Origin of the sequence: Lentzea aerocolonigenes (genome assembly GCF_000974445.1) — a bacterium.
Classification (GTDB): Bacteria; Actinomycetota; Actinomycetes; order Mycobacteriales; family Pseudonocardiaceae; genus Lentzea; species Lentzea aerocolonigenes.
Window position 1 is genome coordinate 338,038 of record NZ_BBOJ01000010.1, and the last position, 22,915, is coordinate 360,952.

Consider the following 22,915-nt stretch of genomic DNA (forward strand, 5'->3'; position numbering starts at 1 on the left):
CTCCCACACCCATGGCTCCGAGAAACCGTCGCCGGTCCACACCCACGTCCGCACCTCCGGATACTCTCGTCGGCGGCGCAGCCCACAGTGGCCTAGACCGTTACAGTCAGGCAATAGGTGCAATGAAGATTGCGCTCAGCGCAACGGATCGTTCGAGGTCAACCGGGCCTTCTCGGCCTCGAGGTCGTAGGCGGGCGGCGGGAACTTCGGGTCCATCTCCCGCAGGGTCTCCAGCAGCAACCGGCTCACCGCCCAGTTCCGGTACCACTTGCGGTCGGAGGGCACCGCGTACCAGGGCGTGTCCGCGCAGTTCCGCAGCGCCTGCGTGTACGCCTCCTGGTACCTCGACCACTTGGAGCGCACGTCGATGTCGGCCGGGTTGTACTTCCAGTTCTTGCGCGGATCGTCCAGCCGCGCGAGCAGGCGTTCCTTCTGCACCTCCGGTGAGATGTGCAGGAAGCACTTGATCACCGTGGTGCCGGCGTCCGCGAGCTCCTTCTCGAACGCGTTGATCTCCTTGTAGCGCTTCTTGATCTCGGCGGCCGTGAGCAGACGCTCCACTTTCGGCACGAGGACGTCCTCGTAGTGGGAGCGGTCGAACGCGCCGATGCGCCCGTTCTCCGGAAGAACCTTCCTGATGCGCCACAGGAAGTGCTGACGACGTTCGGCGGGAGTCGGCTTCTTGAACGACGCGATGCGCACGCCCTGCGGGTTCACCAGGCCGACGACGTGCCTGACGACGCCGCCCTTGCCCGAGGTGTCCATCCCTTGCAGGACGAGGAGCACCGCGCGAGAGTTCTCCGCGTACAGCGCCTCCTGCAGGCCGTCCAGCTCGCCCCCGGTGACGGCGAGGTCCTCCGCGGCCTCCTTCTTGTTCTTGGGGCCGATCGGACGACCGGCCGGGTCGAGGGTGGAGAGATCCACCTGATCGAGTCGCAGGGCTTCACGAACCGACTTCTTCGCCATCATCTGACCGTAGCGATTCACCGCCGATCCCGCCCGCTGGGCAAAGATTCGCCACTGATCAGTGAATCTACGCAACGAACTGAGGCAGCATGCAACGCATCACGGTCGAAATCGCTTGTTCCGCACCCTAGCCTTGGAGGATGACCGCCATCGCTGAGCACCGGACCGCGGGGAACACCAATTTGGCTAGCGCTGACTACGTCGCCCTCGACGAGGAGTGGAGCACGCACAACTACCACCCGCTGCCGGTGGTCATCTCGCACGGCGAGGGGTCGTGGGTCACCGACGTCGAAGGCCGTCGCTACCTGGACTTCCTGTCCGGCTACTCGTCGCTGAACTTCGGCCACCGCCACCCCGCCCTGGTGGCCGCCGCCGTCGAGCAGCTCGGCCGCGTCACGCTGACCAGCCGCGCGTTCCACCACGACCAGTTCGGCCTGTTCTGCCGTGAGCTCGCCTCCCTGACCGGCACCGAGATGGTGCTCGCGATGAACTCCGGCGCCGAGGCCGTGGAGTCCGCGATCAAGGTCGCCCGCAAGTGGGCGTACCAGGTCAAGGGCGTGCCGGAGGGCACGGCCGAGATCATCGTGGCCGGGTCCAACTTCCACGGCCGCACCACGACCATCGTGTCGTTCTCGACCGACGAGACCGCGCGCAACGACTTCGGCCCGTTCACGCCGGGCTTCAAGGTGGTCAAGTACGGCACCCTCGACGAGGTCGAGTCCGCCATCTCGCCGCGCACCGCCGCGATCCTGATCGAGCCGATCCAGGGCGAGGCCGGCGTGGTCGTGCCGCCCGCCGGGTACCTGGCCGGGATCCGCCGCCTGTGCGACGAGCACAACGTCCTGATGATCGCCGACGAGATCCAGTCCGGCCTCGGCCGCACCGGCGAGCTGTTCGCCTTGGACCACGAGGGTGTGCGCGCCGACCTCTACACGCTGGGCAAGGCGCTGGGCGGCGGCATCCTGCCGGTGTCCGCGGTCGTGGGTTCCCGCGCGGTCCTGGGCGTGCTGAAGCCCGGTGAGCACGGGTCGACGTTCGGCGGCAACCCGCTCGCGTGCGCGGTGGGCCGTGCGGTCGTGCGGCTGCTGGAGACCGGCGAGTTCCAGGAGCGCTCCCGTGAGCTGGGCGCTCACCTGCATGCGGAACTGAACAAGCTCGTCGGTCACGGCGTGGCCGAGGTGCGCGGGCGCGGCCTGTGGGCCGGCGTCGAGATCGCGCCCGGCGGCCCGGTGGGACGTGCCGCGTCCGAGGCCCTGGCCGCGCGCGGGGTGCTCTGCAAGGAGACCCACGCGTCGACGCTGCGGGTGGCACCTCCTCTGGTGATCACGCGGGAGGAGATCGACAAGGGCGTGCAGGCGATCGCGGAGGTCGTTCGTCCCGATTTGGGGTGATTTGCACGCCTGGCCAGGTCACAAATGCGGCGGACGAGCCACCCGGCACGTCCGCCGCAGGCATGATTACTCGTATGGGTGAACGGGTGCGCATGGAGGCCGCGGCTGCTCTGGGCACGTGGACCGAGCCGGAAGAGGTCTACGCGCAGGGCCGTGCGCTGCGGTCCTCTGTGGACTTCAAGGCCCACCGCGCCGCCTCGCTGGCCGCTGCCCGCCCGTCCGTGCTGGAGTTCGTGAACGCCAGCAACGAGGGGCGGTTGGAGCACCTGATCCCGTTGCGGGTGGGCCGGATGCTCGCCAACCCGTTCGCCTTCTTCCGCGGCGCCGCCGGCCTTCAGGCGGGCGACCTCGCGGCCGGGTGCGCGACCGGCCTGCACGCTCAGTTGTGCGGTGATGCACACGCAGCGAACTTCGGCCTCTACGGCACGCCCGAGGGCCAGATCGTCATGGACATCAACGACTTCGACGAGACGCTGCCCGGCCCGTGGGAGTGGGACCTCAAGCGGCTCGTGGCGTCCCTGGTGCTGGCGGGCCGGGTCGGTGGTGTGTCGGACAAGGGCTGCCGCGACGCCGCCGAGGACGCGGTGAGCGCCTACCGGGCCGTGATCAAGCGCCTCGCGGAGATGCCGTTCATGGACTCGTGGACCGCTCTGGGCGACCAGTCCACGCTGTCGAAGGTCAAGGCCGACGACCTGATCAACGACTTCTCCAAGGCCGCCGAGAAGTCGCGCAAGAACACCAGCGCCCGCTTCGCCGCGAAGTGGACCGCGCACGACGGCGAGAAGTGGCGGTTCATCACGAACCCGCCGACGTTCACCGACGTCTCCCCTGCCACCGAAGCGGCCGTGATCGCCGCGCTGCCGTCCTACGTGGACACGCTGCGCGAGTCGCGGCGGAACCTGATCATGCGCTACGGCGTGTCGGACGTGGCGTTCCGCGTCGTCGGCACGGGCAGCGTCGGCCTGCGCAACTACCTGATCCTGTTGCACGGCAACGGCACCGAGGCGCTGGTGTTGCAGGCCAAGGAAGCACGCGCTTCCGCCCTGCAGCCGTTTCTCGACGTCGAGCCCGCCAAGCACGAGGGCAAGCGGATCGTGCACGGCGCGCGGCTCGTGCAGGCCGAGTCGGACATCCTGCTGGGCTGGACGACGATCGAGGGCCGGCCGTTCATCGTGCGGCAGTTCCGCAACCGCAAGGGCGAGATCGACGCGACCACGCTGAAGCGCGACGACCTCGACGACTACGGCCGGTTCGCGGGCGCCCTGCTGGCCCGCGCGCACACGCGTTCACTCGATCCGCGCCTGCTCGCCGGGTACTTCCAGAACGGCGGCGGCGAGGATCTCGACGAGGCGTTCGCGAAGTACGCGTTCGACTACGCGGACCAGACCGAGGCCGACCACGAGGAGTTGACCCGGCTCGTCAGGAACGGCAAGCTGCCCGCGGTCGTCGAGGACCGCTGACGCGCCTTCGGGCTTGTCGCGGAAAGTTGACCTAGCCTGGCGGTATGAAGATCCGCCGCGCCGCCTCCCCCGACGACGTGTTCGCCGCCGCGCACCTGTTCGACGCGCCGCCGCGGCCGGACGCGACGGCGCGGTTCCTGGCGCAGGATCACAGCCACCTGCTGATCGCCTACGTCGGCGACCAGCCGGCCGGGTTCGTGTCCGGTGTGGAGACGACACATCCGGACAAAGGCACCGAGATGTTTCTCTACGAACTCGGCGTGGACGACGCGTTCCTGCGCCGCGGCATCGGCACGGCGTTGGTGGAGGCCCTGAAAACCCTTGCGGCGGAACGGGGTTGCTACGCGATGTGGACCGGGACCGCCGCGGGGGACGCGGCGGCGCAGGCCACCTACAAGAAGGCGGGCGGGTCGATCGACGACGGCGCCTTCGTCAGCTGGGAGCTGTGAGCGGGCCCCTTTCCGGCCTCGCTTCCAGAAATCGCTGGATCACCAGCTGAAGAGCGATCAGGAAGAACGACACGGCACCGCCGCCGATCAGGCCCGCCTCGAACAGCGCCCGATCGGCCGCCGCCTTGCCCGGCACCGAGACCAGCAGCGCGCTGACGCTCACGCCGCACACCTTCCACCGCAACTCCGAGTCGGCCGCTTCCGGTGTGGCGATCTCGAGACGCATGTCCGGGCGCTTCAACTTGCTGAAGTCCGAAACGCACTCGGCCTCGAGGCCGGCGGGAGTGCCGTACACCTGCCCGGTCTCGCCGACCGATCCGGTCCTCGCGATCGCCTTCGCGATGACGCGGTGGTCCTCGACGGACGAGACCACGTAGTCCGCCGTGATGACCGGGCCGGTGACGGCCGTCCAGCTGCCCCGCTGCTCGATCACGTGTGCGTCGGGAGACCACGCGAGAAGGACCTTGCCCACGCGCGAGCCGTCGTCCGGATCGCTGCGCTGGCAGGCGAAGTACCCGGCGGTCTCCGCGTAGTCGCCGTGGAACCAGTCGGGCTCGATCGGCGGGATCGACTGGCGCGGCGGCTTCGGCCGGCCCCTGATCTCCACGACGTAGGCGACGCAGCCGTTGGCCTGCCGGCTTCCTTCGGAGAACCTCGTCGTCAGCAGCAGCGGCCCTTTCGGATCGCCCGGGTGGTTCGGTTCGAGGGTGACGCTGAGCTTCGCCGCTTTCTCCCTGTTGTTCTCGGGGTGGACGATGTGCACCTTGATGGTGTTGCGTTCGGCATCGGTCTCGGGTGGCTGGGACACAGCCGTTTCGTACCTGACCCAGGCGAACCAGCCCACTGCTCCTGCCACCACCAGGAGGAGCAGGACCATCGCGACCAGGCGGGTCAACGGCGTTTGCCGGCGGGCAGGCCGATGCCGGGTGGAATCGGGAGCCGCGGTCTCGGGCGGTACCGGTGTCGCCGGCGGTGTCGGATGCGCGGTCAGCGGGCGGTTCGACGGCCGCTTGCTCGGCGGCCGCTTGCTCGATCGCCGTTTCACCACGACAAGAACGACAACTCCCAGTGCGGCCAGCAGCTTTCCCGCGTGACGCATCGGCATGCACAGACCTTAGAGCCGGCAACCGGCATCGCGGGGGCGTCTGCCGCGAACTCCCCACGACACATCGCGTGGAATCCGAGCTACGTCCAGACCGGTTCGTCTACTTCGGATACTCGCCCGTCCGCCCGGAAGTGCAGGAACCGGTCGAACGACTTGGCGAACCACCGGTCGTGCGTGACCGCCACGACCGTGCCCTCGAAGTCGTTCAACGCGTTCTGCAACGCCTCCGCCGACGCGAGGTCGAGGTTGTCCGTCGGCTCGTCGAGCAGCAGCAGCGTCGCCCCGGACAGCTCCAGCAGCAGGATCTGGAACCGCGCCTGCTGTCCGCCCGAGAGGTTCTCGAACCGCTGGTCACCCGACTTGTCGAGCCCGTAGCGCTTCAGCACGGACATCGCGGCGCCACGATCGCGGCCACGACGCTGGTCGTCGCCGTGCCAGAGGATGTCGACGAGCGTGCGGCCGAGCCACTCCGGGTGCTCGTGCGTCTGCGCGAACAGGCCGGGCACCACGCGGGCGCCGAGCTTCCACGCGCCGGTCGTGCGGACGTCGTCGCCGCCGAGCAACCGCAGGAAGTGGCTCTTGCCGGACCCGTTCGAGCCGAGCACCGCGACCCGGTCACCGAAGAAGATCTCGTGCGAGAACGGCTTCATCAGCCCGGTCAGCTCCAGCTCCTCGCACGTGATCGCGCGAACGCCGGTGCGGCCGCCCTTCAGCCGAGGATTGACCTTCTCGTCCGTGGGGATCTCCGGTGGTGGACCGGCTTCCTCGAACCGTTGCAGCCGTGCGGCCATGACGCGGTACTTCGGCGCCATCGACTCGTAGTACTTCGCCTGTTGTTGGAGCGTGCGCACGAGTTCCTTGAGGCGCTCGTGCTCCTCGTTCCAGCGGCGGTGATCTTCCAGCAGCTTCTCGATGCGTTTCGCGCGGGCGGCGTGCCAGGTCGCGAACGAGCCGGCGTGCGTCCACGCGGAGTGCGCCTCGACCGTGACGACGTGCGTGGCGGCGTTGGCCAGCAGCTCGCGGTCGTGGCTGACGACCAGCACGGCCTTGTCGGTGGCCTTCAGCCGGTCCTCCAGCCAGCGCTTGCCGGGCACGTCGAGGTAGTTGTCGGGCTCGTCGAGCAGCAGGACCTGCTCGTGGCCGCGCAGCAACGTTTCGAGGACCAGGCGTTTCTGCTCGCCGCCGGACAGCGTGCGCACCTCGCGGAACCGTGCCCGGTCGTAGGGAAGGCCGAGTGCGGCGACGGTGACGGTGTCCCAGAGCACCTCGACGTCGTACCCGCCGACCTCGCCGTAGCTGGTGAGAGCGTTTGCGTACCGCATCTGGGCGGCTTCGTCGTCGGTGTCCATCAACGCGAGCTCGGCCTCGTCCAGCTCGGCCGCGGCCCGGCGCAGCGCCTCCGCGGCGACGGAGAGAAGCAGGTCGCGGACGAGTGAGTCGTCCCGCACCGACCCGATGAACTGCGGCATCACCGCCAGGCCGCCCTGCACGTGCACACTGCCCTGCTTCGGGGTGAGCTCGCCCGAAAGGATCCGTTGCAGCGTCGTCTTGCCGACACCGTTCGCGCCGACGAGCGCGACGACGGTCCCACCGCTCACCTTGAACGAGACGTCGCGGAACAGCTCCCTGCCGTCGGGAAGGGCGTACGCGAGCCCGTTCGCTTCCAGATAACCCACGCCGGTGATGGTCGGGGGTGCCCAGTTCCCGGCGCCAGCGAGTTTCCGGCTAACGGAGGCGGATCGGGTACCTGCGCAGCACGAGCGCACCGGCCGTGACCAGCAGGCACTGGAACGCCGGGCCGAACGCGCCGATCACCGTCAGCAGCACCGTGAGGCCGCCGAACACGAGCAGGAAGAGGTAGAACAGCCACGGGCGCACCTGGCGGTTCATCGTGCGGGCGAATCTCGGTTCGTCTGCCAGCAACCGCTGCTCGATCTCCTGGAGCGAGCGGCGTTCGGCTTCACTCAGCATGGGGGCCTCCGGAGGACGTCGGGACGTCATCATTCCCACTCGTCACCCAGTGGATACTCGAACGCCGCCTGAGTCAAACTCGGGATCGCCCGATCAGTCACACTTCCGCGCATTCTTCGGGGTGCTCGAAGAAGCTCGCGCTGAGACTCGATGCACGGCAGGTCACCGCCCGCGAGGCACGCCGCTGATCCAGGAGGACCTGACGAGGTCAGCTCACTGAGCGGCCGGCGTGTGGCTGTTCCCGGCGCTGCTGGAACGGCTCGTCCGACCCTGGTCAGCGGCTTAGCGCGACCAACCGGGAGACCGCCCGCAGGTACTTCTTCCGGTACCCGCCTTTGAGCATCTCCTCGGTGAACAGGTCCGACAGCGGCTGGCCGGACACCGCGACCGGGATGTCGCGGTCGTAGAGCCGGTCGCCGAACGCCACGAGCCGCAGCCCGACGTTCTGGTCCGGCGCCGGCTTGACGTCCTTGAGGTGCACGGCCGTGACGCCGTCGAGGAGCCGGCCGTACTTCGACGGGTGGATGCGGGCGAGCGCCTTGCACAGGTCGTCGAAGTCGTCGATGGTCGAGCCCGCGGTGTCGGCGGCCCTGGTCTCCAGCTCGTCGGACGACATCGGCGGCGGGGCGTCGGGCAGGCCGCGGTGGCGGTAGTCCGGGCCGTCGACGCGGACCACGTCGAACTTCGAGGACATCGACTGGATCTCGCGCAGGAAGTCGGCGGCGGCGAAGCGGCCCTCGCCGAGCTTGTCCGGCAGCGTGTTGGACGTGGCGGCGACGAACACGCCGGCCGCCGTCAGTTCCTTGATCAGGCGGGTGACGAGCATGGTGTCGCCGGGGTCGTCGAGCTCGAACTCGTCGATCGCGAGCAGCTTGTGGCCGCTCAGGCGTCGGACGGCCTCGGGGAACGTCAGCACGCCGACGAGGTTCGTCAGCTCGACGAACGTGCCGTACGCCTTGGGGCCCGGCACGGCGTGCCACAGCGACGCGAGCAGGTGGGTCTTGCCGACGCCGAAGCCGCCGTCGAGGTAGAGGCCGAGCTTGCCCTCGTCGTCCTTCGACCCGAACAGCGACCACGTCTTCTTGCGCTTGAGGCTGACCCGCGCGGCGAACAGGCGGCCCGCCTCGACCGCGGCGGCCTGGCTCGGCTCGTCCGGGTTGGGGAGGTAGGTGTCGAAGCTGACGGTGTCGAACCTCGGTGGCGGCACCAGGTTCTCGATCAGTTCGTCGGCACCGATCTGGGGATCCCGGTCGGACAAGCGCATGCCCGCAGCTTATCGGCGTGATGGGATGGGTCCGTGCAGATGTTGTGGCCCTCACCGGGCGTTGAGATGACCGACACAGCCCTCGAGTCGCTCTACGCCTATCCGCCGGACCGGACGTGGGTGACCGCCAACTTCGTGTCCAGCGTGGACGGTGCCGTCTCGGTCGACGGGCGGTCCGCGGGGCTGGGGTCGGCCGCGGACAAGAGGATCTTCACGCTCGGGCGCGAGCTGGCCGACGTCGTGCTGGTGGGAGCGGGAACGGTGTTGATCGAGGGCTACCGGCCCTCGGCACGGCTGCCGATCGCCGTGGTGACCGCGCGCGGGACGCTGACGCCGGACCTGCCGCTGTTCACCGGCTCCGCGGTGCCGCCGATCGTGATCACCTGCGCGGCCGCGGAGCTCCCGCCGCTGCCCGCCGACGTGATCGTCGCCGGCGAGGACGAGGTCGACCTCGCGCGGGCGGTGTCCGAGCTCGCGGCGCGAGGCCTCCACAAGATCAACCTGGAAGGCGGGCCGCGGCTGTTCGGGTCGATGATCGCGGAGGGACTGGTCGACGCGCTGAACCTGACGATCTCGCCGTTGCTCGCCGTCGGTGACTCGTCGCGGATCGCGCACGGCCCGGTGGTGCCGCCGGTGGAGCTGGAGCTCACGTCGGCCCTGCGCGCGGAGGACGTGTTGTTGTTGCGGTATCAGCGGCGAAATTCCAGCTGAAGAGGCAGGATGACCGCGTGGACCTACCGCTGACACCACCTCTGCAACCGATGCTCGCCACCGCGGTCGACGGTATACCGGATACTGCCGACCTGCTGTTCGAGCCCAAGTGGGACGGTTTCCGCTGCGTGGTGTTCCGCTCCGGCGACGAGGTCTTCCTGCAGTCCCGCAGCGGCAAGCCGCTCAACCGCTACTTCCCGGAGGTCGTCGCCTCGATGCTCGACGTGCTGCCCGACCGGGTGGTCGTCGACGGCGAGCTCGTCGTGGCGAAGAACGACGAGCTGGACTTCGACGCGTTGTCCGAGCGCATCCACCCGGCGGCGTCCCGCGTGACGATGCTGTCGGAGTCCACGCCCGCCACGTTCGTCGCGTTCGACCTGCTGGCGCTCGGGTCCGAGGTGCTGCTCGAGTCGCCGACGGTCGCGCGGCGCGAGGCGTTGCTCTCGTTGCCCGGCCTCAACATCACGCCCGCGACGACCTCGGTCGAGACGGCACGGCAGTGGTTCACGCTGTTCGAGGGCGCCGGTCTGGACGGCGTGATGGGCAAGCCGTCGGACGGCCCGTACACGCCGGGCAAGCGCTCGATGATCAAGGTGAAGCACGCCCGCACCGCGGACGTCGTGCTCGCGGGCCTGCGCTGGCACAAGGACACCGAGCCCGGCACGGCCGTCGGTTCGCTGCTGCTCGGCGTCTACGACTCGAACGACGTGTTGCACCACATCGGGGTCTGCGGCTCGTTCAAGGCCGCCGAACGCCGCTCGTTGGCCGAGGAGCTCGCGCCGCTGATCACCGAGTCCGCCGACCACCCGTGGGCGAACCCCGTTCCGGGACAACGGATTCCGGGTGAGATCAACCGCTGGCGCGGGAAGCAGGCCGAGTACGTGGCGTTGCGCCCCGAACGGGTGCTGGAGATCCACTACACGCAGACCGAGGGCGAGCAACCCGTGCGGTTGCGGCACAACGGCCAGTTCGCGCGGTGGCGCCCGGACCGCGAGCCGCTGTCGTGCCGCTACGACCAGCTCGACATCCCGGCCCGCTACGACGTGGCCTCGGTGCTGAAGGGCGAGCTGCGGGCCCGTTAGACCTCGGGTTTCGCCGACCGGGTCGCACCGACGGACGCGATCACGACGCAGCACACGGCGACCCACTGCGCCGGCCTGAGGTGCTCGCCGAGCAGCACCAGACCCGCCACCGCCGCGACCGCGGGCTCCAGCGACATCAGGATCCCGAACACGCGCGGCGGCATGCGGCGCAACGCCTCCAGCTCCAGCGAGTACGGGATCACCGACGACATCAGCGCCACGGCGAGCCCGGCCGCGAGCACGACCGGGTCGAGGATCGCGGTGCCCGCCGACGAGATGCCGAACGGCAGCGCGATGACCGAACCCACCACCATGGCGAGCGCGAGGCCCTTGCCGTCGGTCGTCCGACTGCCGAGCTTCGCCGTCACGAGGATGTACGCCGCCCAGCACGCGCCGGCGGCCAGCGCGAACAACACGCCCGTCCACACCAGACCGCCCTCGACCCGCGTGAGCAGCACCACACCGGTGCCCGCGAGCAGCACCCACACGCCGTCGAGCCAGCGCCGCGAACCCGCGACGGCCACCGCGAGCGGGCCGAGGAACTCGATGGTCACGGCCGCGCCGAGCGGGATGCGGTCGAGTGCCGCGTAGAAGCAGAGGTTCATCGCGGCCAGCACCACGCCGTAGCTCACGACGACGGCGAGCGTGCGGCGGTCCATCCGCAGCGACGGCCGCCAGATCAGGACCAGCACCAGCGCGGCCACGACCAGGCGCAACGTGACGGTGCCCGCCGAACCCGCGACCGCGAACAGCTGCTTCGCGATGGCCGCGCCGACCTGCACGCTGACGATCCCGAGCAGCACGAGTGCGGTCGGCGGGATGCCGCCCATGAGCCTCGCGACGGGGAGCCGATCCGCGTGAGCCATGCGCCCATCCTGACTCACGGTGTCACCCGAATATCCGACTCACTCTTTTCTCACCTCGAACATGCGACGCTCACCTTCCCGGAGTGTGAACGAGAGTGAGGACATCTGTGCGTCGCGCTGCCTTGGCCCTTCTGGCAGTGAGCGTGCTGACGGCGTGCAGCGCGGGACCTTCGACCCGGCCGGTGATCGCGGTCAAGGGCGAGGAGAACCAGCCCGTCGACCAGAGCGCGCTCGCGGGCCCGCAGCCCGTGCCGCCGCTGGACGAGTACAAGAAGGACTCGCTGGCGTGGGCACCGTGCAACGAACAGATGAAGGACCGCATCGGCGCCAATCCTCCCCAGGGTGACCAGACCTACGAGTGCGCGCGCATGACCGTGGTGCTCGACCCGCCGGGACGTCCGGGACGCGGCACGCTCGGCATCGCGTTGATGCGCGTCGGCACGGGCAAGAGCGCGTTGGTGGTGGTCAACGACCCCGGCGGTGAGCCCGGCACGGTGAAGGCGGCGCGCCTCGCGGCGTCGTTGCCGAAGGATCTCCTCAGCACGTACACGATCATCGGCGTGGACAGGCGCGGCACGGGCCGTTCGGACGGCATTTCGTGCGTACCGCAGGCAACGCGCGCGCAGCTCGTCGAGTACGACCCCGCCGAAACTGAGCAGTCGAACCTCGTCGTCGCCGCGGGTGAGGCGTCGCAGGAGTGCGTGCTCGACCTGGAGGGCAGGCTGACCGCGTTCGACTCCTGGCGCGCGGCCGCCGACCTCGAACGACTCCGCGACTACCTCGGCATCGACCGTCTCAACGCCATCGGTCTCGGCGAGGGCTCGCGCGTCGTCACGACCTACGCCCAGCGCTACCCGAACCGCATCGGCCGCATCGTGCTCGACGGCGCCCCGGACCCGACGCTCGACCAGGTCGGCGTCCTCGAGTCCCGTGCGGTCGCGGCCGAGACGACGTTCGACGAGTTCGCCAAGGACTGCAAGACCCGCGGCTGTGCGCTGGCCAACCCCCGCGAGGACGTGAAGGCGCTCCTGGCGCAGCTGCGCACGACGCGTGTCCGCGGCGAGTACGTGGACCTGACGCCAGGCTCCGCGCTGAACGCGGTCCTCGCGGGCCTCGCCGAACGCTCGCGCTGGCCCGCGCTGGCCGACGCGGTGGTGAAGGCGCGCGCCGGTGACGCCAGCGGCCTGTTCGACTTCCTCGGCCCGCTGGTGAACGACCTCGACGAGAACCCGCCGCGCTTCGACGCGGGCCTGATCATCGGCTGCAACGACACCGCCACGCGCATCCCGCCGGACCGCGTGAAGGCACTCGCCGCCGACTGGCAGAGCAAGCACGCGCTGTTCGGTGCCGTGTTCGCCCGCCAGCTGCTGCACTGCAACCCGTTCCCGCCGCCCAAGGCCGAGAAGCTCGATCCGTTGAAGAGCGCGCCGCCGATCGTGGTGCTCAGCACGGCCAACGACCCGGCGACGCCCGCGCCCGGCACTGAGCACACGGCGCAGCGGCTGCCGGGGTCGGCGTTGATCGGGTGGCAGGGCAGCGGGCACGGTGCGCTGGCCCTGTCCGGTTGCGCCACGACGGCGGTGCGCGACTACCTGATCGACGCGAAGGTGCCGTCGAACGGCACCGTCTGCCCGCCCTGATACTCCGTAGCCTCGACGGGTATGGGGGACCAGCCGACGAACCAGCTCCACGGCACCGCGAACAACGTCGTGCAGGTCCGGGACGTCCACGGTGATCTGTACCTGCACCAGCCGCAGCCGGCCATCCGCCCGGTGGTGCCGCACCAGCTCCCCGCTGACGTCCGGCAGTTCAGTGGCCGGGAGAACGAGCTCGAGCAGCTCGACGCGCTGCTGACCGAAGAACCCGCGGCGGTGGTCATCTGCGCGATCGCCGGCACAGCAGGCGTCGGCAAGACCGCTTTGGCGGTGCGCTGGGCCCACCGGGTACGTGACCACTTCCCCGACGGCCAGCTGTACGTCGACCTGCTCGGCTACTCCCCCGGCGCACCGGTCCAGCCCGCCCAAGCGCTGGAAGGCTTTCTCCACGCGCTCGGTGTGTCCGGTGACGCGATTCCGCCTCGGTTGGACGACCAGGCAGCGCTCTACCGCTCGCTCCTCGACGGACGCCGGGTGCTGGTCGTGCTCGACAACGCGAGCTCACCGGACCAGGTGCGCCCGCTCCTGCCCGGTTCGAGCAGCTGCTTCGCCCTCGTCACCAGCCGCAGCGGTCTCGCGGGCCTCGTCGCCCGCAACGGCGCCCAGCGACTGACCCTGGACCTGTTGTCCCGCAACGAGTCCCTGCGTCTGCTCCGCGATGTCGTCGGCGCGGACCGGGTCGACGCCGAACCGGAGGCCTCCGCGACCCTGATCGGCCAGTGCGGCCGGTTGCCGCTGGCGTCGCGCGTGGCAGGTGAACGAGCCGCGGCCGAACCGGGGCTCGCGCTGAGCGAGCTCACCACCGAACTGCAGGACGAACGCAGCCGCCTGGACCTGCTGTCCGACGACGACGGCGACGCGAGCACCGCCGTCCGCGCGGTCTTCTCGTGGTCGTACCGAAACCTGCCGCCCGCCGGCGCGCGGCTGTTCCGGTTGCTGGGCCTGCACCCAGGCCCCGACTTCGGCGTGCACGTGGCCGCCGCACTCGCCGATGTCGCGCTGCCCCAAGCGAAACGGCTCCTCCAGGCCCTTGCGGGGGCACACCTGATCCAGGCGAACGGTTCCGGCAGGTACCGGTTCCACGACGTGTTGCGCCTCTACGCGGCCGAGCTCGCCGAGTCGGAGGAGCCTGCCGAACTCCGGCTCGCGGCTGCCCAGCGCATGCTCCACTGGTACCTCCACTGCGCGATGACCGCCGACAACCTTCTCCTGCCACTGCTCAGGGCACCTCGGATCCAGTTGCCGGAACAGCCGGTCGCGCCCTTCACCACCCGCGGTGAAGCACTGGCGTGGTGCGAGGCCGAGGCCGCCAACCTCGCGGCAGCGACCCGGTGCGCTCACCAGCTCGGCGAACACTGGCTGGCGGCCGCGTTCCCCTGGGCCCTGTGGAGCTACTACGACCTGCGCAAACCGTGGATCGACTGGATCGCCACCTACGAGATCGGGCTGGCGTCCGCCCGCCTCGTCAACGACGACTCGACCTGCGCCTGGATCATCAGGTCGCTCGGCGTCGCGTACTACGACCTCCAGCGCTTCGACGAGGCCGCCGCCCTCTTCGAGGAGTCGCTCGCGATCCGCCGGAGCCCGGGATGTCTCGACATGCTCGGCTCCACCTACCGCAAGCAGGGCAACGTCGAGGCCGCGCTCGAGTGCCACCGGGAGGCACTCGCGCTCCGGCTCGAAAGTGACAATCCGCGCGGTCTCGCGGTCACGCTGAACCGGATGGGTTCCACCTATCGCGATCTCGGACGCTTCGACGAGTCGCTCGACCACCTGACCAGGTCACTCGAACTCAGGCGCGAGATCGGCGATCTGCACGGGCAGGGCTTCGCCCTCCACAGCATCGCGGCCACCTACGAGCAGCTCGACCGGCTGGACGAGGCGATGGAGGCGTACCGGGAGTCGCTGGTCGTCCGAAGGGAGATCGGCGACCGGCGCGGCGAGGCGGACATCCTGCTCTGCCTGGGAAAGATCCTGGCGCGGCTGGGCGAGACGGGCCGGGCACGGGAGGTGTGGGCGGAAGCTCTCGACACTTTCAGCGATCTCGGTGCGCCTCAGGCCGCCGACGTGGCGAGGATGCTGCAAGACCTCGACCAGACGTGACAAGGGGAGCTTCCCGCCTGGCCGGAGCGGGAGGCTCCCCGAGCGAACTTCGTGTCAGCAGCTGGAACAGCAGCCGCAGCCGGGACCCGTGCACCCGGAACAGCACCCACACGTACCCATCAGGGCCTCCCCGTCCTCCAAGCCGGACCTGCGCGGGACATCCGCGCACCCCACGGTCCGCCCCGGCACCAGCCCTGGGAACCCCTCTCACCCGAACGCGCGGCGACACCACCCGAGCCGTGGCAGCACGTGACTTCGCTACGCGCCCAGGTCGTCCAGAGCCTTCTGCGCTGCCTCCAGTTCGGCGCGCAACTGCTCCACCCGGGCCAGTTGCTGGGCACGCGCCGCGTTCAGGACGCCCTCGACGATCTCGGCGACCTCCGGCGTGAGCAGCTTCGCGGCCTGGGCCACGGCGGCCGGGGACACCGGGGTCGGGCGGATGGCCTTGCGGGTGCCCTGCAGCACCTCGACGGTCCACTCGCCCTCGCCCGCCGTCACCAGCGTCACGGTGACCTCGGGTGTGGCGCCCTTCGAGGACGGCTTGCGCGCCGCGGGCTTCGGAGCCGCCTGTTCGACTGGTGCGGCAGCGGGTTTCGGCTTGGGGGCCGCGGGCTTCACCGGCGCCTCCGGAACGTAGGGGTGAATGATCTCAGTCTCGCGCGGCGGCTCCGGCGGCGCAGGAGGTGGGGTCGCCGGCTTCTTGCGCGGCGGGGGCTTCTCCAGCGTCAGCTCGGCCGGGGAGAAGGACATCTCGTCCTTCGAGCCCGTCGGCCTGACCTGGATGAAGTCACCCTCTTCCGGGTCGGTGAACGCCAGCAGCTTCGCCGACCTCCCCGCCTCCATCCCCACCGCGGCCGCCGTGAACCACACCAGCGGCTGGGTGCCTCCGTCCAGTTGCGAGCGCAGGCTGTCGACGTCCTCCGCCGACAGCCCGCTCTTCTTCGCCATCGCGCTGCCTCCCCACCGTTCGAACACCTGTGCCCCAGCATGCCGCATACCCCTGACATTTCTGAGCACCGGGTCGGCAGCAAGATCGTTACGGGTTGCCGTCGACCCCGCAGATGTAGCCGGCGTTGATGCAGTTGCGGACCCGCCGTTCCAGCTCCGCCGGGTCCCACGCGTTCATGAAGTCACCGTGGAAGGTGTAGCCGGGCGCACTCGTCACGTTGGCGCCGTTGAGCGTGCCTCCCAACGACAACCCGGTGCCGTTCACCGGATAGGTGATCAGGAACTCCAGCCGCGGCACCACCACGGGATGCGACGACGGGCAGACCAGCCCCACCGCGAAAGCCATGTGGTCGCGGTGGTTCGCCGAGTCGAGGTCCCTCCCGTTCCAGCACGTCGGGAAGTCCAGGTACGTCTCGACCTTGGTGCCGGGCGGGCAGTTCAGGAAGTCGCGGTTCGACGGCGACTGCGTCGTGCACGACCACCGCGCCGCGGGGTTCTGGTCCGGTGACGTCGCTTTCGCGTTGCCCACCACGTACCGCAGCCCCTGCGGATGCGCGACGGCCCGCGTCCGGTCGTGAATGCCCTGGTAGTAGATCGTCACGCTGTCGGGCGCGACCGCCTGACCGTTCTTGTAAAGCGTCGGCACCCAATAAGCCGACTTGTCCGAGACCGGGTTGCAGTTCGTCGCCCCGGCCCGCAACGACGTCAGCGTGGAGAACGCGTCCGTCGTCCTGTTGCCGAAGAACTCGTGCATGTGTGAGACGCCCGACTGGTTCTGGAACACGATCGGGTCGTCCTGCCTGCGATGACTGGACGCGCAGGTGACCCGGAACTCCGACCCCGGAACAGCCTGCTGCTCCACCATCGCCCGCGCCTGCTCGGCGCTGTAGACGTGGCTGTGCCCCGCGTGCGACACCGCCGGCCGCTGTCCCACGACGAGTCCCGCCGCCACGAGCGACACCGCCACCGCCGCGATGCCGATCGCACCTCGAATCCGCACGTGCATGGAAACTCCTCTCGCACCACGATGTGTGAGAGCGCTCTCATGACAAACGGTAAACCCAGTTGCCAGCAGATGTCTACGTGAGGCTTGCTCACCCGATGACGTCGGGCTCCGCTTCCTCGGCCCGCAGCCGGTACTCACAGCCGTACTCGACGGCGTACGACAGCTCGTAGATGTGCACGATCTTCGGACCGCCGTGCAGGTGCACGTACGTCACGGTCTGCTTCGGGTCATCCGGCGTGGACGGCAGCGAGTCGACCCGGCCGTCGAGGGGACCGCCGACGTACCGCACGACGTACGGCTGGGACATGGCGACCTCCTCTCGCGTTCCTCCCAGTCTACGAGGTCGGCCACTCGATCCGTTCCCGATACAGCCGGTTGGCTCACTCAGTCCTGTTTGCGGGCACGCGAAGGCTGCACCCGCATCGGCTCGCCCGGCATCTTCGGGGTGCCTAGGAGAGGTCCATTGTGCTCACCAGGCAAAATGCTGACCTGGGACAACCATTGTACGGAGGGTTGTCGGGCGAGTTTCAGGCCGGTTTTCCAAGATCTTTCCAAATCGGCGTGTCGTGCGGCGTTTCGACATGAAGCGACCCCTTGGCTCCTGTGTTCCAAGGGGTCGCTTCACGGTCGTGATCAACCGTCGAATCGATTGTCCTTTGCCGCGTCGAGGAAAAGCCCCCACGCACCCGTGCTGAAGCTCAGCACGGAACCCTCGACGTTCTTGCTGTCGCGGGCAAAGGTCCTCTCGCCGACCAAGGCCAGCTCGACGCATTGACCTCCGTTGCCACCAGAGCGACTGGACTTGCGCCAGGTCGCTGTACTCAGGTCCGGGATCATGGCCCGCACCTCCTCGTCTTGCCGTCACAGTTGCCTGGCAACAGTATCGAGCAGCTTGACCGAGGCGGACGGCGACAAAGCGCTGGTCATCAATGCTCGCCACGTCAGCTCGTAGGACTCGATGCGGCCAGCCTCGGAGACGAAGAGCCCGTCGGTCACGTTCTCGGTGTAGGCCACGACCGTGTCGTCCGGTGACGTGAACAAGGTGAACGGGAAGCCGGTCGCGGCGTGTGCACCGGCCTTGAACGGAACGACCTGGATGACGACCGGTCCAGGCTCGTTGCGCTTCTTGTCGTTGGCGCGCTTGCGCTTGCTCAGCTCGATGAGGTGGTGGATCTGCTCCCGCATGGCGTCCGGACCGCCGACGGTGCGCCAGAGCGCGCCCTCGCTGAACACCAGGTGCAGCTGCGGTGGGTGCTCGCTGTTCAGCCGCTCGTCGAGGAGCTTCTGACGCCACGCGCGAGCCTCCACGAGACGAGGCACGTCGCCAGGACGATGCAGCGGGCTGGCCTCGATCACGGTCCGCGCGTAGGTCTTGGTCTGCACCAGGCCGTGCACGAGCTCCGGGTCGTACGCCCGGATCAGCGTCGCGGACTCCTCGGTGCCGAAGTACTTGCGCAGGCTGTCCGGCACGGCGCTGCCCCACGGCGTCGGAGGCCGACGGCGCTTCGCCTCCTTGCCGAGGTGCTTGAGCTCCTCACGTTCCTTGCCGCGCACCTTGAGCAGGTCGAGGAACTTGTCCAGGTCAGACGGGTTGACGCCGACACCGCCACGCAGGATCCGAGCCACCTTCGACTCGGAGCAGTCGAGCACCTCGGCGACCTGGAGCTTGCTGACGCCTGCGCTGGTCATCAGCTCACCCAGGCGCTTGCCGAGGTTCTTCTTGTAGTCGGACGGACCCTGCGTCATCGGTGTATCTCCTCCTGATCGCGAACAGTCTGCCCGATCCCCGGTGGATCGCAGTTCGCCCGATCGGGCGCCTGTGCAACCTGCACGTGCAGGTTTATGGTCGACTTGCTCGGATGCCTGCCTGTTCAGGTGTCGCAGAGCACCCGTCCTGGGCCAATTCGTCACAGTTGCGGCCCAGGGCGGGCCATACCCGCACCGGAGGTAGTTCGTCATGAACGCAGGTCAGCTCGCTGTTCTCACCGTCATCGGAGGTGGGGCAGCCATCGCCGTGGTCGCGGCGCTGCTGACCTGGTTGCAGGGCTGGTTGCGTAGGCGCCATGAGGTGCAGCGTTGCAAGCAGATCGCCCTGCGGATGGCTCAGGATGCTTCGACCTGGAAGCAGAACCTGACCAGCGAGAAGAAGCTCAAGCCCGTCGTTCCGGTTCGTGACCGCCCCCTGACCGGGCCGGATCGGCGCGTGGTGTGTCCGTCGATGACCTCCCCGACAGTCGGCGGACACATCACCACGCCTCCCCGCCACGCGAGGGCCTCGTGAGGCGCCTGCTCAACCGCCTCGACGACTGGATCGAGCGCACGTTCTTCGGGCGTCGTTCATGACGATGCCAGCCCTACCCGGGCACATCTGGTGGCACTCGGCCGTGGACGCACAGAACCACCTCTACGTGCACGACGAGGGTGAGGAGCCCGAGGACGGCATCTACGAAGCCGCCTGCGAGAAGCTCGTCATCCGCGACAAGCTGGTGCGCGAGGAGTACGGCTCCTACTGCCACGACTGCTTGCTCAAGCTCGGCCAGCACCAGGCGGCACGCCTTGAGGAGCACTTCGACAACTACGTCTCGACCTACGACGACTCGAAGTCCGCGCAGGACAAGGCGCCGTGAACCGCCACCTGTGGCTCCGAGCCCACCATTCGGTGATCTGGCATGCCTACCGAGCCGACCAGGTCGAGGCCGCGGAGTCCCACTCGCTCAAGGCCGCGTGCGGTCACGAGGCGCGCAGGGCCGACCTCGCGGGTGGTCCACCTCCGCCGGCCGTCGAGTTCGTGTGCGTCGTCGACATCGAGCTGCTGAACGCTCAGCGGCTCCCCAAGCCACTTCCCGATCGTCCCCGCACCGGAGGAGACCACGATGCCGCAGGGCAGCAATAAGACCAGGTTCTTGGACGGGCCGTACGCCATCTTCGCGTGGCTCGGCGTCGCCCTGCTGTGGCTCGCGTTCATCTTCTCGTTCTTCGCGATGACGAGCCGGGGCTGGGGTTCGGCGCCCTACGTGTGGATGCCGATGATGCTGGGCGGCGCGTGGGGCATCTGGTTCACGTTCCACAAGAAGGAGGAGCGGAGCCCCGGCGCGACCAAGCGAGGCGCGATGCACGTCGTCGTCGCCCTCGTCACGGCCTACCTCGTGCACAAGTTCTGGAACCGCAATCGCCATTGACCTGCGGATACCCGCACATAGGAGCAAAACCTGGCAATTGCGGGAATTAAGGCGTACTGTCGTCCATATGACGCTACTGACCGTAACGCTCCCCCTGGGGTGCACCGAAGTCAAGATCGTGAGACCCGAGGACGGCACCGAGATGTTGGTGCAGTTGCCGGTGATCGAGCAGAGCTCAACGGAAGACCCCTCGTTCACACCTGAGGTGCTCGACCGTTTCGAGCGCTACAGGAGGTACGACCGCAAGTCGCCTGCCCCTGATGTCGCCGAGTTCCTGGTGCGGGACTTGGGCTTCGAGGTCGAGGTGCCGCCGTCCAAGGCCTCGTCCGAGTTGAGGTTCATCTACACCGGTTCGAAGCGCTCAGCCACGCTGTGGCTGAACTCGGCGGGCTTGTTCTCCATCGCGAAGGATCAGTTCAACTTCGCCATGATGCTCGGGGGTGCAGTCCCGAAGGCCGAGAACCGGATCATGTTCCCGTTCGAGTCTTCCGACCCCCGAGAGATCGCGAAGACGTTTGTCTCATGGGCGAACGGCGAAGAAGGTGCTTGACCCCGAGTAACGACCTGCCCCGACCCGTGCTGGTCGGGGCTCGTTGCTGTCAGGACGCCTTGCTCGCGAGGAACAGCGGTGGCGGGTTGGGCACGGTGCCACCGAGCCCCCGCACGGTGCTGACGACTTCGAGGTCCCACTCGTGGTGGACCTGGAGGAGCTCGCGCTGGCGGTCCTGCTCGTCTTCCATGCGGTCGACCTTGTCGGCGAGCTTGTCCAGGCGCTCGCTGACCTTCACCGCGTAGTCCACGGAGCTCGCGGTGAGCACCTGTGCCGCGTCGGCTTCGAGCTTGCGCTTCTCCGACTTGAACTTCAGCGCCGCGATGCCGCCACCTGTCAGTCCCCCGCCGCCGAGCAGCGCGCCCACGTAGCCAACCCACTCTGGAAGGGCCATCAGCTCGTCCTTTCATCGGGGGCTCTGGCGACGAGCTCGGCCGCCACGCCTGAGAGTTGCTTCGCGCGGCGGATCTTCCAGATCCGGCAGATCGACGCGATAGCCAGCGCGAACAGGAACGCCGCGAATCCAAGGGCTCGGCTGCCGTTGACCCCGAGGGACCAGAGGCCGTACCACGCCCCGATGCCGGCCAACGGCCACAAGCCGATGCGCTCGATCAACACGCCCGAGACGTTGCCCATGATCATGCCAGCCAGCGCCGCGAAGGCCGAGAGGGCGAACCCGGCGATGAAGACTCTGCCCCAGGGGTCCGGGAACACCCTCAGCGTGCTCGTCGCGAACCTGTTGAAGTCCGCGAGGGCGGCGAGTCCGTAGAGGACGACCGCGGCGAGCACGGTGATCTGGAACGGTTCCCGTCCGGATGGGATGAGCTTCATGGTTTCCCCGTGGTCATCAGTAGTGCGGCTCGGTCGCGCGCCTCGTCACTCGGCCGCTGTGAACTGCTCGACGAACTGCTCGTTTGAGAGCACGAAGAACTGGGCCTGTTCCTTCTGGCCACCCCACATCGGACCGTAGATGAGCCAATGTCCGACTGGGACGCCGAAGTCCACGGGGGTCTGGTAGCCCCAAGCGAGCAGGGAACCTTCCGCTTCAGGGCTTCCCGCTCCGACCAGAATCGTCCAGGTGATGGGCGGATTGAAGGCCCCGACGAGGTTGTCGACGAAATCTTCGAAGTCGGACTGGTTGGTTTCTACCCACCGAATCGCTTCGAAACTCGGTGAATTCTGGGTGTAGCTCATTGCTCTCCTTAAGCCGGAACGGGCTCGATCAAGAGCTGCCGGTGGTTAAAGGTGCATGACGTACTGCCATTTGAATTGCGATGTTGCATGGTCACGGTGCCGGTGGCGCCAGGGGTCAGACCGGTCTGCATCGTTCGCCTCGTGAAGAGACTCTCCATCGTGCTGACCTGCTTGGTGTAGATCTGCCAGTTGTCGGAGGCCGCGACCGTCCCCGCCGATCCAGAGCAATGCCGCTAAGTTAAGCGACCCTGCCGAATATGTGCAGCTCGGGCGGCATATTGTGGCGAGTTCCCGTGTGGGTGGCCCGCTTGATCACCTTGTCTCCTGACCGGACTCGTTTAACCACGCGGGGATAGGAGCGGTGCCGGCGTCCACGACTGCGACGGTGCCGAATCTCCTCAATCGTCTCGGCTGTCGCTTTCTTCAACCGGTGAGGGGGAAAAACCCGCCTGGTTGGTGACCTGGCGGCGCACGGCGTTGAGACTGCGGACGAACGACAACTCGTCGACGTCCAGGCCGTCATCGGCATCCATGTCCTCGGCGGCCTCGAGCATCAGGTCACGGACCGCGTAGTGGGTCAGCAGCAGCGCCCAGATCTCCTGCCGCACCAGCTCCGGTGTCTTCGACCGCAGCAGCCGATGGTGCGGCATCTGATGGGTCTCGACCTCGTCCAGCGTGAGCTCGAACTCCCAGCGCTGCCGATACAACGCCGCCAGCTCCGCCGCCGGGGCGAGCTCGTGGTCCATGATCGAGGTGATCAGCCTGATCGTCTCGGCTTTGCCACCCCGGTTGGTGACCATGTACTCGACCACTCGCACGGCAATCCGCGCCTCGTCGGGGACACTGCGCCGCCTGCCTCGCTTGAGGTCGGACTTCATGTTCTTGGGCAGCAGCTCGGCTCGATAGGACCCATCCGGCAGCCATTCCAGCACCGGCACATCGACGTTATCGGATATACGCCAGACCAGCTCAGCCTCGGTCTGCCGCGCCTGGCACCACAACTCGTAGCTGAAGA

At 68.3% G+C, this 22,915-nt stretch carries 27 protein-coding genes; 12 read left to right on the forward strand and 15 right to left on the reverse strand.

What is annotated here, in order from left to right:
* Positions 1 to 135 precede the first annotated feature (135 nt).
* Positions 136 to 966 carry a PPK2 family polyphosphate kinase gene (locus tag AOM45_RS21170; RefSeq protein WP_030469025.1) on the reverse strand — a complete coding sequence of 277 codons (831 nt, stop codon included), beginning with the start codon at positions 964 to 966 and terminating at the stop codon, positions 136 to 138.
* Between the two features lie 140 nt (positions 967 to 1,106).
* Between AOM45_RS21170 and rocD the strand changes: the two genes are divergently transcribed.
* From rocD to AOM45_RS21185, 3 genes are all read left to right on the forward strand, one after another.
* Positions 1,107 to 2,357, forward strand: coding sequence for an ornithine--oxo-acid transaminase (gene rocD, locus AOM45_RS21175; RefSeq protein ID WP_030469024.1), 1,251 nt, complete (start codon positions 1,107 to 1,109; stop codon positions 2,355 to 2,357).
* 74 nt (positions 2,358 to 2,431) lie between these two features.
* A complete protein-coding gene (locus tag AOM45_RS21180) occupies positions 2,432 to 3,817 on the forward strand; it encodes a DUF2252 domain-containing protein (protein ID WP_051783879.1) in 1,386 nt (461 codons plus the stop codon).
* A gap of 44 nt (positions 3,818 to 3,861) precedes the next feature.
* Complete coding sequence (locus AOM45_RS21185; RefSeq protein WP_030469022.1) at positions 3,862 to 4,266, forward strand: GNAT family N-acetyltransferase; 405 nt, start codon at positions 3,862 to 3,864, stop codon at positions 4,264 to 4,266.
* On the opposite strand, the gene AOM45_RS21190 is transcribed toward AOM45_RS21185, so the two are convergent.
* The 4 genes from AOM45_RS21190 to zapE all read right to left on the reverse strand — a co-directional run bounded on the left by AOM45_RS21190 (position 4,250) and on the right by zapE (position 8,606).
* Positions 4,250 to 5,371, reverse strand: coding sequence for a hypothetical protein (locus tag AOM45_RS21190; RefSeq protein ID WP_156093950.1), 1,122 nt, complete (start codon positions 5,369 to 5,371; stop codon positions 4,250 to 4,252). The two genes, AOM45_RS21185 and AOM45_RS21190, sit on opposite strands and share 17 nt — an antisense overlap.
* An 80-nt stretch (positions 5,372 to 5,451) precedes the next feature.
* On the reverse strand, positions 5,452 to 7,047 hold the full coding sequence (locus tag AOM45_RS21195) for an ABC-F family ATP-binding cassette domain-containing protein (protein WP_030469020.1): 1,596 nt from the start codon (positions 7,045 to 7,047) through the stop codon (positions 5,452 to 5,454).
* A gap of 49 nt (positions 7,048 to 7,096) precedes the next feature.
* Positions 7,097 to 7,342, reverse strand: a complete 246-nt coding sequence (locus tag AOM45_RS21200) for a DUF3040 domain-containing protein (protein WP_030469019.1) — start codon at positions 7,340 to 7,342, stop codon at positions 7,097 to 7,099.
* Positions 7,343 to 7,616: 274 nt separating this feature from the next.
* Entirely contained in the window at positions 7,617 to 8,606 is a 990-nt protein-coding gene (zapE, locus tag AOM45_RS21205) for a cell division protein ZapE (protein WP_030469018.1), read from the reverse strand.
* 66 nt (positions 8,607 to 8,672) lie between these two features.
* On the opposite strand from zapE, the gene AOM45_RS21210 reads away from it, so the two are divergent.
* Positions 8,673 to 9,317, forward strand: a complete 645-nt coding sequence (locus AOM45_RS21210; RefSeq protein ID WP_236703785.1) for a dihydrofolate reductase family protein — start codon at positions 8,673 to 8,675, stop codon at positions 9,315 to 9,317.
* Between the two features lie 17 nt (positions 9,318 to 9,334).
* Positions 9,335 to 10,399, forward strand: coding sequence for an ATP-dependent DNA ligase (locus AOM45_RS21215; RefSeq protein WP_030469016.1), 1,065 nt, complete (start codon positions 9,335 to 9,337; stop codon positions 10,397 to 10,399).
* On the opposite strand, the gene AOM45_RS21220 is transcribed toward AOM45_RS21215, so the two are convergent.
* Positions 10,396 to 11,265, reverse strand: coding sequence for an EamA family transporter (locus AOM45_RS21220; RefSeq protein ID WP_030469015.1), 870 nt, complete (start codon positions 11,263 to 11,265; stop codon positions 10,396 to 10,398). The genes AOM45_RS21215 and AOM45_RS21220 overlap by 4 nt on opposite strands.
* 137 nt (positions 11,266 to 11,402) lie before the next feature.
* Between AOM45_RS21220 and AOM45_RS21225 the strand changes: the two genes are divergently transcribed.
* On the forward strand, positions 11,403 to 12,905 hold the full coding sequence (locus AOM45_RS21225; RefSeq protein WP_236703786.1) for an alpha/beta fold hydrolase: 1,503 nt from the start codon (positions 11,403 to 11,405) through the stop codon (positions 12,903 to 12,905).
* A 21-nt stretch (positions 12,906 to 12,926) separates the two neighbouring features.
* Positions 12,927 to 15,023 carry an ATP-binding protein gene (locus tag AOM45_RS21230; protein WP_051783878.1) on the forward strand — a complete coding sequence of 699 codons (2,097 nt, stop codon included), beginning with the start codon at positions 12,927 to 12,929 and terminating at the stop codon, positions 15,021 to 15,023.
* A 258-nt stretch (positions 15,024 to 15,281) separates the two neighbouring features.
* Here AOM45_RS21230 and AOM45_RS21235 read toward each other — a convergent pair whose 3' ends face one another.
* The 5 genes from AOM45_RS21235 to AOM45_RS21255 form a co-directional block, all read right to left on the reverse strand.
* Positions 15,282 to 15,971, reverse strand: coding sequence for a DUF6319 family protein (locus AOM45_RS21235; protein ID WP_030469012.1), 690 nt, complete (start codon positions 15,969 to 15,971; stop codon positions 15,282 to 15,284).
* 88 nt (positions 15,972 to 16,059) lie between these two features.
* A complete protein-coding gene (locus AOM45_RS21240; protein ID WP_051783877.1) occupies positions 16,060 to 16,977 on the reverse strand; it encodes a DUF1996 domain-containing protein in 918 nt (305 codons plus the stop codon).
* 88 nt (positions 16,978 to 17,065) lie between these two features.
* On the reverse strand, positions 17,066 to 17,284 hold the full coding sequence (locus AOM45_RS21245; protein ID WP_030469010.1) for a DUF8847 domain-containing protein: 219 nt from the start codon (positions 17,282 to 17,284) through the stop codon (positions 17,066 to 17,068).
* 326 nt (positions 17,285 to 17,610) lie between these two features.
* Complete coding sequence (locus AOM45_RS21250) at positions 17,611 to 17,814, reverse strand: DUF397 domain-containing protein (RefSeq protein ID WP_030469009.1); 204 nt, start codon at positions 17,812 to 17,814, stop codon at positions 17,611 to 17,613.
* A gap of 24 nt (positions 17,815 to 17,838) precedes the next feature.
* Complete coding sequence (locus AOM45_RS21255) at positions 17,839 to 18,723, reverse strand: helix-turn-helix domain-containing protein (RefSeq protein ID WP_051783876.1); 885 nt, start codon at positions 18,721 to 18,723, stop codon at positions 17,839 to 17,841.
* Between the two features lie 211 nt (positions 18,724 to 18,934).
* Here AOM45_RS21255 and AOM45_RS21260 point away from each other — a divergent pair, with 211 nt between their 5' ends.
* The 5 genes from AOM45_RS21260 (at position 18,935) to AOM45_RS21280 (ending at position 20,706) form a co-directional block, all read left to right on the forward strand.
* Entirely contained in the window at positions 18,935 to 19,258 is a 324-nt protein-coding gene (locus tag AOM45_RS21260) for a hypothetical protein (protein ID WP_030469007.1), read from the forward strand.
* A gap of 103 nt (positions 19,259 to 19,361) precedes the next feature.
* Positions 19,362 to 19,604: a hypothetical protein gene (locus tag AOM45_RS21265; RefSeq protein ID WP_030469006.1), complete on the forward strand. Its 243-nt coding sequence runs from the start codon at positions 19,362 to 19,364 to the stop codon at positions 19,602 to 19,604.
* Between the two features lie 32 nt (positions 19,605 to 19,636).
* Positions 19,637 to 19,870, forward strand: a complete 234-nt coding sequence (locus tag AOM45_RS21270) for a hypothetical protein (RefSeq protein WP_156093949.1) — start codon at positions 19,637 to 19,639, stop codon at positions 19,868 to 19,870.
* Complete coding sequence (locus AOM45_RS21275; RefSeq protein ID WP_156093948.1) at positions 19,851 to 20,156, forward strand: hypothetical protein; 306 nt, start codon at positions 19,851 to 19,853, stop codon at positions 20,154 to 20,156. The genes AOM45_RS21270 and AOM45_RS21275 overlap by 20 nt, the downstream gene beginning before the upstream one ends.
* A gap of 67 nt (positions 20,157 to 20,223) precedes the next feature.
* The gene (locus tag AOM45_RS21280) at positions 20,224 to 20,706 is read left to right on the forward strand and encodes a hypothetical protein (RefSeq protein ID WP_030469003.1); all 483 of its coding nucleotides are present in this window, start codon (positions 20,224 to 20,226) and stop codon (positions 20,704 to 20,706) included.
* A 49-nt stretch (positions 20,707 to 20,755) separates the two neighbouring features.
* Here the strand turns inward: AOM45_RS21280 and AOM45_RS21285 are convergent, their stop codons facing one another.
* From AOM45_RS21285 to AOM45_RS21300, 4 genes are all read right to left on the reverse strand, one after another.
* Entirely contained in the window at positions 20,756 to 21,100 is a 345-nt protein-coding gene (locus tag AOM45_RS21285) for a hypothetical protein (protein ID WP_156093947.1), read from the reverse strand.
* Complete coding sequence (locus tag AOM45_RS21290) at positions 21,100 to 21,537, reverse strand: hypothetical protein (RefSeq protein WP_030469001.1); 438 nt, start codon at positions 21,535 to 21,537, stop codon at positions 21,100 to 21,102. The genes AOM45_RS21285 and AOM45_RS21290 overlap by 1 nt, the downstream gene beginning before the upstream one ends.
* A gap of 45 nt (positions 21,538 to 21,582) precedes the next feature.
* On the reverse strand, positions 21,583 to 21,900 hold the full coding sequence (locus AOM45_RS21295; RefSeq protein ID WP_030469000.1) for a hypothetical protein: 318 nt from the start codon (positions 21,898 to 21,900) through the stop codon (positions 21,583 to 21,585).
* Positions 21,901 to 22,298: 398 nt separating this feature from the next.
* Positions 22,299 to 22,915: transposase (locus AOM45_RS21300; RefSeq protein WP_156249736.1), on the reverse strand; the 617-nt coding region annotated here is incomplete at its 5' end.

What these genes read in the sequence shown, in the direction of transcription:
- AOM45_RS21170 (WP_030469025.1), bottom strand. Translation starts at nt 966, where the DNA reads ATGGCGAAGAAGTCGGTTCGTGAAGCCCTGCGACTCGATCAGGTGGAT.
- rocD (WP_030469024.1), top strand. Translation starts at nt 1,107, where the DNA reads ATGACCGCCATCGCTGAGCACCGGACCGCGGGGAACACCAATTTGGCT.
- AOM45_RS21180 (WP_051783879.1), top strand. Translation starts at nt 2,432, where the DNA reads ATGGGTGAACGGGTGCGCATGGAGGCCGCGGCTGCTCTGGGCACGTGG.
- AOM45_RS21185 (WP_030469022.1), top strand. Translation starts at nt 3,862, where the DNA reads ATGAAGATCCGCCGCGCCGCCTCCCCCGACGACGTGTTCGCCGCCGCG.
- AOM45_RS21190 (WP_156093950.1), bottom strand. Translation starts at nt 5,371, where the DNA reads ATGCCGATGCGTCACGCGGGAAAGCTGCTGGCCGCACTGGGAGTTGTC.
- AOM45_RS21200 (WP_030469019.1), bottom strand. Translation starts at nt 7,342, where the DNA reads ATGCTGAGTGAAGCCGAACGCCGCTCGCTCCAGGAGATCGAGCAGCGG.
- zapE (WP_030469018.1), bottom strand. Translation starts at nt 8,606, where the DNA reads ATGCGCTTGTCCGACCGGGATCCCCAGATCGGTGCCGACGAACTGATC.
- AOM45_RS21210 (WP_236703785.1), top strand. Translation starts at nt 8,673, where the DNA reads ATGACCGACACAGCCCTCGAGTCGCTCTACGCCTATCCGCCGGACCGG.
- AOM45_RS21220 (WP_030469015.1), bottom strand. Translation starts at nt 11,265, where the DNA reads ATGGCTCACGCGGATCGGCTCCCCGTCGCGAGGCTCATGGGCGGCATC.
- AOM45_RS21230 (WP_051783878.1), top strand. Translation starts at nt 12,927, where the DNA reads ATGGGGGACCAGCCGACGAACCAGCTCCACGGCACCGCGAACAACGTC.
- AOM45_RS21235 (WP_030469012.1), bottom strand. Translation starts at nt 15,971, where the DNA reads ATGGCGAAGAAGAGCGGGCTGTCGGCGGAGGACGTCGACAGCCTGCGC.
- AOM45_RS21240 (WP_051783877.1), bottom strand. Translation starts at nt 16,977, where the DNA reads ATGCACGTGCGGATTCGAGGTGCGATCGGCATCGCGGCGGTGGCGGTG.
- AOM45_RS21245 (WP_030469010.1), bottom strand. Translation starts at nt 17,284, where the DNA reads ATGTCCCAGCCGTACGTCGTGCGGTACGTCGGCGGTCCCCTCGACGGC.
- AOM45_RS21250 (WP_030469009.1), bottom strand. Translation starts at nt 17,814, where the DNA reads ATGATCCCGGACCTGAGTACAGCGACCTGGCGCAAGTCCAGTCGCTCT.
- AOM45_RS21255 (WP_051783876.1), bottom strand. Translation starts at nt 18,723, where the DNA reads ATGACGCAGGGTCCGTCCGACTACAAGAAGAACCTCGGCAAGCGCCTG.
- AOM45_RS21260 (WP_030469007.1), top strand. Translation starts at nt 18,935, where the DNA reads ATGAACGCAGGTCAGCTCGCTGTTCTCACCGTCATCGGAGGTGGGGCA.
- AOM45_RS21275 (WP_156093948.1), top strand. Translation starts at nt 19,851, where the DNA reads ATGCCGCAGGGCAGCAATAAGACCAGGTTCTTGGACGGGCCGTACGCC.
- AOM45_RS21280 (WP_030469003.1), top strand. Translation starts at nt 20,224, where the DNA reads ATGACGCTACTGACCGTAACGCTCCCCCTGGGGTGCACCGAAGTCAAG.
- AOM45_RS21285 (WP_156093947.1), bottom strand. Translation starts at nt 21,100, where the DNA reads ATGGCCCTTCCAGAGTGGGTTGGCTACGTGGGCGCGCTGCTCGGCGGC.
- AOM45_RS21290 (WP_030469001.1), bottom strand. Translation starts at nt 21,537, where the DNA reads ATGAAGCTCATCCCATCCGGACGGGAACCGTTCCAGATCACCGTGCTC.
- AOM45_RS21295 (WP_030469000.1), bottom strand. Translation starts at nt 21,900, where the DNA reads ATGAGCTACACCCAGAATTCACCGAGTTTCGAAGCGATTCGGTGGGTA.